11 protein-coding genes are annotated in these 12,035 nt (G+C 37.5%); 7 read left to right on the top strand and 4 right to left on the bottom strand.

The annotated features are described in order from the left end of the window. The first annotated feature begins 14 nt into the window (after positions 1 to 14). From Q4D72_RS07550 to Q4D72_RS07565, 4 genes are all read left to right on the top strand, one after another. The gene (locus Q4D72_RS07550; protein ID WP_303077154.1) at positions 15 to 845 is read left to right on the top strand and encodes an S-adenosyl-l-methionine hydroxide adenosyltransferase family protein; all 831 of its coding nucleotides are present in this window, start codon (positions 15 to 17) and stop codon (positions 843 to 845) included. Positions 846 to 886: 41 nt separating this feature from the next. Then, positions 887 to 2,269 (top strand): phosphoglucosamine mutase, encoded by a 1,383-nt coding sequence (glmM, locus tag Q4D72_RS07555; protein WP_303077155.1) that lies wholly within the window; start codon positions 887 to 889, stop codon positions 2,267 to 2,269. A 165-nt stretch (positions 2,270 to 2,434) separates the two neighbouring features. After that, positions 2,435 to 2,932 carry a hypothetical protein gene (locus tag Q4D72_RS07560; protein WP_303077157.1) on the top strand — a complete coding sequence of 166 codons (498 nt, stop codon included), beginning with the start codon at positions 2,435 to 2,437 and terminating at the stop codon, positions 2,930 to 2,932. Between the two features lie 99 nt (positions 2,933 to 3,031). Beyond that, the gene (locus Q4D72_RS07565) at positions 3,032 to 3,940 is read left to right on the top strand and encodes a CPBP family intramembrane glutamic endopeptidase (protein WP_303077158.1); all 909 of its coding nucleotides are present in this window, start codon (positions 3,032 to 3,034) and stop codon (positions 3,938 to 3,940) included. Positions 3,941 to 4,011: 71 nt separating this feature from the next. Here Q4D72_RS07565 and Q4D72_RS07570 read toward each other — a convergent pair whose 3' ends face one another. From Q4D72_RS07570 to Q4D72_RS07585, 4 genes are all read right to left on the bottom strand, one after another. Further along, positions 4,012 to 4,731, bottom strand: a complete 720-nt coding sequence (locus Q4D72_RS07570; protein WP_303077159.1) for a YebC/PmpR family DNA-binding transcriptional regulator — start codon at positions 4,729 to 4,731, stop codon at positions 4,012 to 4,014. A 57-nt stretch (positions 4,732 to 4,788) separates the two neighbouring features. After that, positions 4,789 to 5,439: a phosphatidylserine decarboxylase family protein gene (locus Q4D72_RS07575; protein ID WP_303077160.1), complete on the bottom strand. Its 651-nt coding sequence runs from the start codon at positions 5,437 to 5,439 to the stop codon at positions 4,789 to 4,791. Between the two features lie 76 nt (positions 5,440 to 5,515). Then, positions 5,516 to 6,217, bottom strand: coding sequence for an SAM-dependent methyltransferase (locus Q4D72_RS07580; RefSeq protein WP_303077162.1), 702 nt, complete (start codon positions 6,215 to 6,217; stop codon positions 5,516 to 5,518). Positions 6,218 to 6,247: 30 nt separating this feature from the next. Further along, positions 6,248 to 6,712, bottom strand: coding sequence for a low molecular weight protein-tyrosine-phosphatase (locus Q4D72_RS07585; RefSeq protein ID WP_303077163.1), 465 nt, complete (start codon positions 6,710 to 6,712; stop codon positions 6,248 to 6,250). A 379-nt stretch (positions 6,713 to 7,091) separates the two neighbouring features. Here Q4D72_RS07585 and rpsA point away from each other — a divergent pair, with 379 nt between their 5' ends. The 3 genes from rpsA (at position 7,092) to Q4D72_RS07600 (ending at position 11,641) form a co-directional block, all read left to right on the top strand. After that, a complete protein-coding gene (rpsA, locus tag Q4D72_RS07590; RefSeq protein WP_303077164.1) occupies positions 7,092 to 8,852 on the top strand; it encodes a 30S ribosomal protein S1 in 1,761 nt (586 codons plus the stop codon). 181 nt (positions 8,853 to 9,033) lie between these two features. Further along, complete coding sequence (locus Q4D72_RS07595; RefSeq protein WP_303077165.1) at positions 9,034 to 10,308, top strand: glycosyltransferase family 4 protein; 1,275 nt, start codon at positions 9,034 to 9,036, stop codon at positions 10,306 to 10,308. A 1-nt stretch (position 10,309) separates the two neighbouring features. Further along, positions 10,310 to 11,641: an MATE family efflux transporter gene (locus tag Q4D72_RS07600; protein WP_303077167.1), complete on the top strand. Its 1,332-nt coding sequence runs from the start codon at positions 10,310 to 10,312 to the stop codon at positions 11,639 to 11,641. Positions 11,642 to 12,035: the final 394 nt, after the last annotated feature.

A 12,035-nucleotide genomic window follows, 5' to 3' on the forward strand; every position in this document is an offset into this window, starting at 1 on the left:
AAGATCGTAATATATTGAAAATAATAACATTAACAACTGATTTTGGAGAACGAGATTATTCGGTTGGTGCCGTGAAGGGAGCTATTTACAGTAATGTCCCTCAGGCAAATGTTGTTGATATTTCACATTTGATTGCGCCTTTTGACATTTTTCAAACGGCTTATGTTCTCAAAAATGCGTATTGTCATTTTCCGAAAGGAAGCATTCACGTAATTGGTGTTGATGCGGAAGCTACGCCCGAAAAACGACATTTGGTAATGGAACTTGACGGACATTTTTTTATCGGCACTGACAACGGAATTTTTCATTTACTATGTGAAAATAAGCAAGATGTATCGGTTTATGAATTAAAAAATGAACATACGACCTTGTTTCCCGTTTTGGATTTTTTTCCGAAAATCATAGCGCAAATCTGTCAGGGACAGCCACTTGAAAAAATCGGACAAAAAACAGATACCTACTTGAAAACGAGTTACTTCCAACCTAAAATTTCCGAAGATAAATCATTTATTTATGGTGAAGTTATCTATATTGACCATTACGGAAATGTGGTAAGTAACATTAAACGTTCTCTTTTTGAAGAAGTTAGACAAAATCGCCCGTTTGAGGTCATTTTCAAAATGGTTTCATTCCGAAAGATTTACGATAAATATAGCGATGTAATCAATTTTAGTGTTTCGTCAGAGATGCGAAATCCCGACGGAAAACGACTTATTCTGTTCAATAGCCTTGATTTTCTGCAATGTAGCATTTATAAAAGTAATCTAAGCACAGTGGGAGGTGCATCCACCTTATTCGGAATTGAATATCTTGACAGAGTAACCGTACGTTTTGAAAATCAATAAATTAAAAGATATTTTATAATAAACATAAAAAAAACAAAATTATGACGTTAATTAAATCCATTTCAGGAATTCGCGGCACAATCGGCGGAAAACCCGACGATAACCTAACGCCCATCGATGCGGTAAAATTCGCCGCTGCCTACGGAACGTGGCTCAAATCTACTTTAAATAAAGAAAATATTCGCGTAGTGGTGGGTCGCGATGCCCGTATTTCGGGCGAGATGATTCAGAATTTGGTTGCCTATACGCTTGTGGGACTGGGAATTGAAGTAATCGATACAGGGCTTAGCACCACGCCGACGGTGGAAGTTGCCGTGCCGATGGAAAAAGCCGACGGAGGTATCATCTTGACAGCCAGCCACAATCCGAAACAATGGAACGCCTTGAAATTACTTAATAATAAAGGTGAGTTCCTAAGCGGAAAAGACGGCAAAGAAATCTTGAAAATTGCCGAAAAAAACGACTTTTCATTCGCTTTGGTGGATGAACTGGGCAAAATCATCAAAAACGACACCTATATAGATAAGCATATTGAAGCGGTTCTAAATCTGAAAGTACTTGATTTGGAAGCTATTAAAAAGAAGAGATTCAAAGTGGTGGTTGATGCGGTAAATTCTACGGGCGGAATTGCCATTCCGAGACTTTTGAAAAAATTAGGCGTGGAAGTGGTGGAACTTTACTGCGAACCGACGGGGCACTTCCCGCACAATCCCGAGCCGTTGAAAGAACATTTGGGCGATATTTCTGCCAAAGTAGTCGCTGAAAAAGCCGATTTCGGAATCGTAGTAGACCCCGATGTAGACCGATTGGCACTCATCTGTGAAGATGGCGAAATGTTCGGCGAGGAATACACGCTGGTTGCCTGTGCCGATTATATTTTGGGTAAAACCCCCGGAAATACGGCTTCCAACCTTTCATCATCGCGGGCGTTGCGTGATGTTACCGAAAAGCACGGCGGCAAGTACTTTGCATCGGCGGTGGGCGAGGTAAATGTGGTTGAAATGATGAAAAAACACAACGTAGTCATCGGAGGCGAGGGCAACGGCGGAGTTATTTATCCCGAATTACACTATGGGCGAGACGCTTTGGTGGGGGTTGCCGTGTTTTTATCGCTTTTGGCAACGAAAAATGTTTCCGTGAAGCAACTTCGAGCGAGCTATCCCGCTTATTTTATGAGCAAAAACAAAATTGAACTTACGCCCGAAGTGAATGTGGATTTGATTCTGCAAAAAATGGCTGAAAAATACGCTCACGAAAACGTAAATACCATTGACGGAGTGAAAATCGACTTTGCCGAAAGTTGGGCGCATTTGCGAAAATCTAACACCGAACCCATTATCCGCATTTACACCGAAGCCAAAAGCCAAGCACAAGCTGATGATTTGGCTATGAAAATAATTGCTGATATTCAGTCGGTTGTTTAATATTTAATCAAAAAAACTGTTTTTCATTTAATCTTGGTCAAAGTTCAAAAGCTTTGACCAAGATTAAATGAAAAATTAAATTTTGTTAAAGTTGGTGTTTTTCTGTTTTGAAATACCGATTTAATTTTTAATTTTGCCCGTTAATAACAAATTAAAGATTGCTTTATGAAAAAAATTATTTTATTTTTAGGATTGTTTACATCATTTGTAACTGCTTCGGCACAAGGTTCTTTGGAACCCGGAAATGTGCAAATCAATGCCGGATTTGGTTTTTCAAGCTGGGGCATTCCTGTTTATGTGGGGCTTGACTACGGTTTGTTGGAAGATATTACCATTGGAGGCGAAATTTCGTACCGTTCTAAATCGTACCAAAATGTAAATTATTCAAGTTTCGCTTTTGTTACCAATGGGAATTACCATTTTAACAGATTGCTTAGAATTCCTTCTGAGTTTGACGTGTATGCAGGGGCTAATATCGGGTATTATCACTGGTCCAATAACGGTGTTTTTCTGCAAGGAGTTTCTCCGTATTACAGTTCGGGATTAAATTGGGGGCTTCAAACCGGAGCACGTTATTATTTTACCGATAATTTCGGGGTAAACCTTGAACTGGGTGGCGGAAATAATTTTGCCGGAAAAATTGGAATTACCTATACATTCTGATTTTGAGATAATTATAGTTTAATAATTTCAGTAATAACACCTTATCGGAAAAAACGTAAGGTGTTATTACTGTTTTTGAGAGTAAATAATTTATTGCTTATGTATATTGAAAATGCGTATTTAGGAAAAAATCCGAAGTGGCTTTACGTTATTCCGCCTTTTGTGTTTTTTGCGATTACGGGGTTGGATTTTGTAGTTTCTAAAATGTTGAATGCCAATGTTGAACAAATGCTAGGGACTTCCATTCAAAAAAAAGGGGAACTTCAAGTATTTACCGAATTGATGCTTCCATTTTTGGTTTTTTTTGTAGTTTTATTCCTATGGGTGCGTTACATTCACGGGCAACCGATTCGGGCGTTTACCACCTCGCGTGCCAAGGTGGATTGGAAGCGATTCTTTTTTGCGTTTTTTCTGTGGGGAGGTGTTATAACTGCAATGACCATAGGGGATTATATTGCAAATCCGGAAAATTTTGTATGGAATTTCCAACCTGAAAAATTCGTTACGTTATTGCTTTTGGCAGTGTTGTTTATTCCGTTTCAAGCCGGATTTGAAGAATATTTTTTTAGAGGCTATTTGATGCAGGGATTGGGTCTTTTTGTCAAAAATCGGTGGTTACCGCTGTTTTTTACTTCTATAACCTTTGGTTTGGTGCATATTTCAAATCCTGAAGTTGCCAAACTGGGTTATTTAACATTGATTTACTATATCGGGACGGGTTTTTTTCTGGGAATCGTTACCTTGATGGACGAAGGTTTGGAGTTGGCACTGGGTTTTCATATTGCTAATAACTTGTTTTCGGCAATTTTAGTATCAACGGATTGGACGGTTTTCAGGTTGCCGGCACTTTTACGCGATGTGTCCGCTCCTTCAATGGGTGTTGAAGTGTTTTTTCCATTGCTGTTGTTTGTATTGCTGTTATTTATTTTCTCCCGAAAGTACGGCTGGACAAACTGGAAGGAAAAATTATCTGGAAAAGTACACTCCGAAAAGGAATTTTTTGAGTAAAATTAAACGCCATTAGTATCAACTAATGGCGTTTTTTAAGACGTTTATTTATGGTGATGAGGTTTAATGTATCAACTCTCTGTTTCTTTCATCGTGTGATAAACGTTTTGAACGTCTTCGTCTTCTTCTATTTTTTCGAGTAATTTTTCCACGTCGGCTTGTTCGTCGGCGGATAACTCTTTGGTTACTTGCGGAATACGGTCAAATCCGGAAGATAAAATCTCAATATTTCGCCCTTCCAATTCCTTTTGAATGGCTCCGAAACTCTCAAACGGAGCGTAAATATGAATTCCGTCTTCGTCGGCAAAAACTTCTTCAGCACCAAAGTCAATCATTTCAAGTTCAAGCTCTTCGGGGTCAATTCCTTCGGCGTTGATTCGGAAATTGCAGGTATGGTCGAACATAAATTCCACCGAGCCCGACGTTCCCAAAGTTCCGTTGCATTTATTGAAATAACTGCGGATATTTGCCACGGTTCGGTTGTTGTTGTCGGTTGCTGTTTCAATCAAAATGGCAATTCCGTGCGGGGCGTACCCTTCAAAAAGCACTTCTTTGTAGTTTGCCGTGTCTTTTTCGGAGGCTTTTTTAATGGCACGTTCTACGTTTTCTTTGGGCATATTCGCCGCCTTAGCATTCTGAATTACGGCTCTTAACCGTGAGTTCGACTCGGGGTGTGGTCCGCCTTCTTTCACCGCCATCACGATGTCTTTCCCGATTCGCGTAAAAGTTTTTGCCATTGCAGCCCAACGTTTGAATTTTCGGGCTTTTCTAAATTCAAATGCTCTTCCCATATAATTCTTAAAATCTGATTTTTAGGTTAAAAATATTTTTATTTTATTGATTTTTAGCTATTTTTCTGCGATAACGTCAATTCCGCCTTTAACGGTCTGATTGAGTTTTACGTTGATTTTTGTTCCCAACGGAAGGTATAAATCCACTCGCGAACCGAATTTGATAAATCCGGCATCGGCACCTTGCACGGCTGTATCGCCTTCTTTGGCATAATTAACGATGCGTTTTGCCAAAGCCCCTGCTATTTGTCGGTACAAAACTTTTCCAAATAATTGATTTTCAACAACTACCGTAGTTCTTTCATTTTCTTCGGATGCCTTCGGATGCCACGCAACTAAATATTTTCCGGGGTGATATTTGCTGAAAACCACTTTTCCGCCTAAGGCATAGCGAGTTACATGAACATTGATGGGCGACATAAAAATGGAAACCTGCAAACGTTTATCCTTAAAATATTCTTTTTCAAAGACTTCTTCAACCACAACTATTTTTCCGTCAACGGGAGCAATTACGTGATTATCATTCTTTTGTGTAATCCGTTTTGGATTTCGGAAGAATTGAAGTACCATAATCAAAAGAAAAATGGCAATCCCTTGTATGAGTTTCTGCAACCAAAAAATATCAATTAAAAAATGGGCTGACAAAACCACCGCCACTGTGATTGCAAATGTGATTAAAATAATCTTAAAACCTTCTTTATGAAACATATAGCATTGTTTTTATAAACAACAACCGTTGTTTTTTTGGCAAATATATGAATAAATTCTTAAATTCGTAGTGTTTTTAACCTCCGATGATAAAAATTGCAGGGCGTTTTTGAAGTGAAACAGTGGTTTTGCGCCATTGTGCGACGCTTTTTGTTTCAATTTGTTCACTTTCTAAGGTTATGTCACAAGCGATGCACAAAAGCGTTTCGGGGTGTAGCGTTTCTGTCAAATCTGCAAACATTTTGTCGTTTCGGTACGGAGTTTCTATAAAAATTTGGGTTTGATTGTTTTCTTTTGCCTTTTTTTCAAGTAATTTTATTGTTTTTTTACGCTCTGATTTTTCGATGGGAAGATAACCGTTGAAAGCAAAATTCTGCCCATTAAATCCACTTGCCATCATAGCCAACAAAATAGAGGAGGGACCAACTAACGGAACTACTTTAATCTGTTGCCGATGTGCAATTTTCACGATTTCAGCACCGGGGTCGGCAATTCCGGGACAACCAGCCTCTGAAATGATTCCCATTGAAATTCCTGATGCACAAGGTTTTAAAAAAGAAGGCAATTCCTCCGGCCAGGTGTGTTTATTAATGGTGAAAAAAACGAGCTCTTGTTGCGACTTTTCGGGTGCTATTTGTTTTATAAATTTACGAGCCGACTTTTCATTTTCAACAATGAAGTGCGTCAGTGAACGAACAACCTTTGTGATGTGTTCAGGCAAAACATTTTGGCTTGGGCTTTCGCCTAATAAATTGGGTATCAAATAAATATGAGACATAATCAAGATGAAATTCTGATTAATAATGAGTTATGCGGTAGTCTGGAGTTTTTGACTTATTTTTTCACAAGCCTCGTCAATCATACTAAAAACCGTTCTGAACCCATTTTTGTCGCCATAGTACGGGTCGGGCACTTCGCGCAGGGTGATTTTGTCGAGTGCATCTAACAAAAAGGAAACTTTTTTGCGTTGTTGCTCGTTGGCAGCCAGTTCACAAATATTGGCATAATTGCTTCTGTCCATCACAAAAATATAGTCAAACGTTTCAAAATCTTGGGCAGTAAACTGCCTGCCTTTTAGGTGTGAAATGTCAATTCCGTTTTTTTGCGCCACTTCTATGGAACGCTTGTCGGGAGCAGCTCCCACGTGGTAATTTGAAGTTCCGGCGGAATCCACCTCAAACTTTTCCGGATTTAATTTAGCCCGTAAAACGCCTTCTGCCAAGGGGGAACGACAAATATTCCCCAAACAAACCATTAGTATTTTTGTTTTCATCGGTAATTATTTTTCTTCGCAAATATAAATGGTTTTAATCAAATTGACAAATTTTTCTTTTCTACGATGATTAATTTTACAAGTTCCCAAATAAGGTTAACATTTTGTGATTGTATTGATTTTCTTTTGGTTATGAGTTTGGTTAAACAAAGAAATAATAGAATTATAAAAAATTAAGAAGCGGTATATTTTTGCTACTTAAAATATTTTTCACATAAAAGACTGAAAAATTTGGTAGTTATTAAAATTATTACTAATATTGCACGCTCTTAGAGGCATTTAGAGGGTAAAGAGATTAATTTTTAAGTTTAATCCTTTCTGATGGAAGTTTGCCTAAACCCTTGATTTTCATTAGAAATACAAATTTATTTATCAGCATATGGCTGAACAAACACAAACGCAAGAGCAGTTCTTGCAAAATTTTGATTGGACAAAATACGAAGAAGGTATTGAAGGTGTTCAAGAAGAAAAATTGAAAAAATTTGAGGAATTGGTAAAAGACAATTTCGTTGACACACAAGACAATGAAGTTGTTGAAGGAGTTGTAGTTCGATTGACTGACCGTGAGGCAATTATTGACATTAACGCTAAGTCGGAAGGGGTTATTTCATTGAACGAGTTCCGTTACAATCCCGGTTTAAAAGTAGGTGATAAAGTAGAAGTTTTGATTGACATCCGTGAGGATAGAACTGGTCAATTAGTGCTTTCACACCGAAAAGCGCGTACCATCAAAGCGTGGGATCGTGTTAATTTGGCTCACGAAAGTGGCGAAATCGTAAACGGATTTGTAAAGAGCCGAACCAAAGGTGGTATGATTGTTGATGTATTCGGTATTGAAGCGTTCTTGCCCGGCTCACAAATTGATGTGAAACCAATTCGTGACTATGAGCAATATGTAAACAAAACAATGGAGTTTAAAATCGTGAAAGTAAACCACGAGTTTAAAAATGTGGTAGTTTCACATAAGGCTCTTATTGAAGCAGATATCGAAGAACAGAAGAAAGAAATCATCGGTCAGCTTGAAAAAGGACAAGTGCTTGAAGGTATCGTTAAAAACGTAACTTCTTACGGTGTGTTTGTTGATTTAGGAGGCGTTGATGGATTGATTCATATTACCGACCTTTCTTGGTCAAGAATTAACCACCCGAGTGAAGTGGTTGAGTTAGACCAAAAATTGAATGTGGTTATCCTTGATTTTGATGATAATAAATCGCGTATTCAATTAGGATTGAAGCAGTTAAGTAAACATCCTTGGGATGCCTTGGCTGATGATTTAAAAGTTGGTGATAAAGTAAAAGGTAAAGTAGTTGTTATTGCTGACTACGGTGCTTTTGTTGAAGTAGCCGAAGGCGTTGAAGGTTTAGTTCACGTTTCTGAAATGTCGTGGAGCACACATCTTCGTTCAGCACAAGATTTCGTAAGTTTAGGTGATGAAATTGATGCTGTTGTATTGACCTTAGACCGTGATGAGCGCAAAATGTCATTGGGTATTAAACAATTAACTTCTGATCCTTGGGCTAATATTGCTGCGAAATATCCGGTAGGTTCAAAACACGTAGGAACAGTTCGTAACTTTACTAACTTCGGTGTTTTTGTTGAGTTAGAAGAAGGAATTGATGGATTAATTTATATTTCTGATCTTTCTTGGTCTAAGAAAATCAAACATCCGTCAGAATTTGTTAGCGTAGGCGACAAATTAGACGTAGTTGTTCTTGAATTGGACGTGGATGCTCGTAAACTTTCATTGGGTCATAAACAAACCACTGAAAATCCTTGGGATAAATACGAGGTTGAGTTTGGAGTAGGTACGGTTCATCACGGAACAATTTCAAAAATGGTTGACAAAGGTGCCACAGTTGAGTTCAACGAAGACATCGTAGCCTTTATCCCTACACGTCACTTGGAAAAAGAAGACGGTAAAAAATTAGGAAAAGGTGAGTCGGCTGATTTTAAAGTAATTGAGTTCAATAAAGAATTCAAACGAGTAGTGGCTTCACACACGGCAATTTTCAGAGAGGAAGAAGAGAAAAACCTTAAAGATGCCATCGTAAGTAGCTCTACTTCAACTGTCGAGAAATCAACTTTGGGTGATTTAGAAGCCCTTCAAGAGTTGAAAGACAAAATGGAAAAAGGAAAGTAATTTAGTTTTTTTCATAATTTTTTGTTTTAATGAGGAAAAGCCGTTGCTGGGAAGTGACGGCTTTTTTGCATTTTTGACAAAAAATTTTATTTTCTGTGAATTTATTACGAAGTTTGTAATTTGAAAGAAAATTACAATGTTTTCAGCAAAAACATCATAAAATTCGCCTTTATTATATAAAATGAAAAAAGTTTTAATCATAACTTATTACTGGAAACCCGCCGGAGGTCCCGGTGTGCAACGTTGGCTTAAATTTGTTAAATATTTACGGGATTTCGGTATTGAACCGATTGTGTACACGGCTGAAAATCCGATGTATCCGATGATTGACACTCAAATAGGAAACGATTTGCCCAAAGACATTCAGATAATCAAGCAACCGATATGGGAACCTTATGGTTTGGCTTCATTGTTTTCCAAGAAGAAAACTCAGAAAATCAGTTCGGGGATTATTCCGCGTAAAAAAATGACCCTAACCGAAAAAATAATGCTTTGGGTGCGTGGCAATTTTTTCATTCCGGATGCGCGAAAATTTTGGGTGAAGCCTTCGGTAAATTTTCTTTCAAAATTTATTCAAGAAAATGATATACAAACTATTATAACCACATCACCGCCTCATAGCATTCATCTTATAGGCTGTCATCTCAAAGCGAAATTTCCGCAATTGAAATGGATTACAGATTTTCGCGACCCGTGGACGAGCATCGGTTATCACAAAGACTTACGTTTGACCCAATGGGCAGCTCAAAAACACAAGTTCTTGGAAAAGAAAATATTACAAAGTTCTGATTTGGTGATTACAACCAGTTTTAAAACCCGAGACGAATTTTCAAGGCTGACCGATAAACCCATTGAGGTAATTACCAATGGTTATGACATTCATAATCAAGGAAAAGCAAAATTATCAGAAACGTTTTTGGTCGCTCACATCGGTTCATTGCTTTCGGATCGAAATCCTAAAATATTGTGGAAAGTTTTTGCTGATTTGGTCAAAGAAAATCCGAATTTTGCACGCGATTTTCAGTTGTGTTTTGCCGGAAAAATAAGCCAAGACGTGGAAGACGATATAGCCGCTTATGGTTTGGCTAATTTTGTTGTAAACAAAGGTTATGTTTCTCATAACGAAGCAATTGAATTGCAACAAACATCTCAAATTTTATTGCTAATTGAAATTGATTCAACAGAAACCCAAGGCATTATTCCCGGGAAATTATTTGAATATATGATTTCAGAACGTCCCATTTTGGCAATTGGTCCGGAAAATTGGGACGCTGCCAAAATTGTAAAAGAAACCAATACAGGGCATTTTGCAACTTATGCCGATGAACAGAAAATCAAGGAAATTATATCGCAATGGTATCTTGCATATAAGAATAAATCTTTGAAATCCAATCCAATAGGGTTGTTGCCGTACAGCCGAAAAAAATTAACCGAAAAATTAGCAACGTTGATATAAAATGACACGAATTTCTTTAAAAGAAATTAACCGATTGGCAATTCCTGCTATTATATCGGGCATCATAGAACCCGTTATTTCATTGACTGACACGGTAATAGCAGGACACATACCGCTGCACACCGAAGAGATTTTGGGAGCGGTAGGCATTGTAGGGTCGTTCATTGCGGCTATGGTTTGGATTTTTGCGCAAACGTCATACTCCATCGCTTCACAGGTGGCACAAGGTTATGGTCAAAGTCGGTTGAATCATCTTAAAAGTCTTGTAGCACAGGTATTTTGGTTCGGAGCTACGGTTTCATTGGTGGCTTCGGTAGGGAGTTTTTTGTTGGGTGCGCCTCTTTTTAGGCTTTATGGTGCCGAAGGAAAATTGCTGGATATTTGCTTGCAATATTTTAATATTCGCGTTTGGGGTTTTCCGATAACACTCTTAACGATAACTATTTACGGGGTTTTTAAAGGATTACAAAATACCTCGTGGGCAATGGTTATCAGCCTTATAGGCGGTGTTTTGAACGTACTTTTAAATCTTCTTTTCGTATTTCAATTTCAGTGGGGCGTGAAGGGGCTTGCTTGGGCTACGCTTCTTTCACAGGCGGTTATGCTTTTATTGGCTATTGTGTTTTTGTACCAAAAAACAAGGTTTAAAATATTTATTTTCAGACCAATACATCCTTCTTTTCGAAATAATTTACTGATGAGTTTCAACTTGCTGATTCGTTCGCTTTCTTTGCAAATTATGCTGTTTTTTGCTTTTCGGGTGGCAACGAGTTTGGGAGGAGCTTCCGATAATTCATTCGTGGCAACGCATACATTATTGGCTCAAATTTGGTTGTTCTCGGCATTTTTTATCGACGGATACAGTAGTGCGGGCGGGGTGCTTTCCGGAAAATTGTACGGAATGAAACAGTTTAACACCTTGGTTTTGTTGGTGAAAGATTTATTGCGAATTACTATTTTCATCGGGCTAGCATTGGTAGGTTTGTATTTTGTGCTATATTTCCCGATTGGTAAATTTTTGACCAAAAGCACTGATGTTCAGGCATTATTTTTTACTACTTTTTGGATTGTAGCGCTGATGCAACCCATCAATTCGGTAGCATTTTTGCTTGATGGTGTGTATAAAGGCATCGGTTATACAAAAATTTTGCGAAATATTTTGCTGGTCGCTACCTTTGGGGTCTTTTTGCCGTTATTGTATCTGTTTCAGCACTTTGATTTAGGACTTAAGGGCATTTGGTTTGCGTTTTTTGCGTGGATAACCTTGCGTACTTTTTTGTTGGCATTGCATTTTAGGTCGAATTTTGTAACTAAGTATACAAAAACGTTCTAATACTTTTTATAAAATATTTATTTTTTATCTATAAAATACTAATTTTTGATATCATTATACAATTTTTATAATTATAAATCCATATTTAGACCTCAATATTTTAGTTTTTTACTTATAAAATACTGATTTTTGATGCCGTTATACAATTTTTACAGTTTATAAACCCGTGTTTAGACCTCAATATTTTAATTTTTTATTTGTAAAATACTAATTTTTGACATCATTATACAACTTTTACAGTTTATAAATCCGTGTTTAGGCCTCAATATTTTAGTTTTATATTTGGAGGATACCAATTTTTGATATCGTTATACAACTTTTATAATTTATAAATATGCATTTAGACCTCAATATTTTAGTTTTTTATTTGGATGATACTAATTTTTGACAGCAT

The sequence above is a fragment of the Capnocytophaga sp. genome (genome assembly GCF_030532915.1).
Classification (GTDB): Bacteria; Bacteroidota; Bacteroidia; order Flavobacteriales; family Flavobacteriaceae; genus Capnocytophaga.

Bases quoted from the DNA above. Each gene is read 5' to 3' on its own strand.
- glmM (WP_303077155.1), top strand. From the start codon at position 887: ATGACGTTAATTAAATCCATTTCAGGAATTCGCGGCACAATCGGCGGA.
- Q4D72_RS07560 (WP_303077157.1), top strand. From the start codon at position 2,435: ATGAAAAAAATTATTTTATTTTTAGGATTGTTTACATCATTTGTAACT.
- Q4D72_RS07565 (WP_303077158.1), top strand. From the start codon at position 3,032: ATGTATATTGAAAATGCGTATTTAGGAAAAAATCCGAAGTGGCTTTAC.
- Q4D72_RS07570 (WP_303077159.1), bottom strand. From the start codon at position 4,731: ATGGGAAGAGCATTTGAATTTAGAAAAGCCCGAAAATTCAAACGTTGG.
- Q4D72_RS07575 (WP_303077160.1), bottom strand. From the start codon at position 5,439: ATGTTTCATAAAGAAGGTTTTAAGATTATTTTAATCACATTTGCAATC.
- Q4D72_RS07580 (WP_303077162.1), bottom strand. From the start codon at position 6,217: ATGTCTCATATTTATTTGATACCCAATTTATTAGGCGAAAGCCCAAGC.
- Q4D72_RS07585 (WP_303077163.1), bottom strand. From the start codon at position 6,712: ATGAAAACAAAAATACTAATGGTTTGTTTGGGGAATATTTGTCGTTCC.
- rpsA (WP_303077164.1), top strand. From the start codon at position 7,092: ATGGCTGAACAAACACAAACGCAAGAGCAGTTCTTGCAAAATTTTGAT.
- Q4D72_RS07595 (WP_303077165.1), top strand. From the start codon at position 9,034: ATGAAAAAAGTTTTAATCATAACTTATTACTGGAAACCCGCCGGAGGT.
- Q4D72_RS07600 (WP_303077167.1), top strand. From the start codon at position 10,310: ATGACACGAATTTCTTTAAAAGAAATTAACCGATTGGCAATTCCTGCT.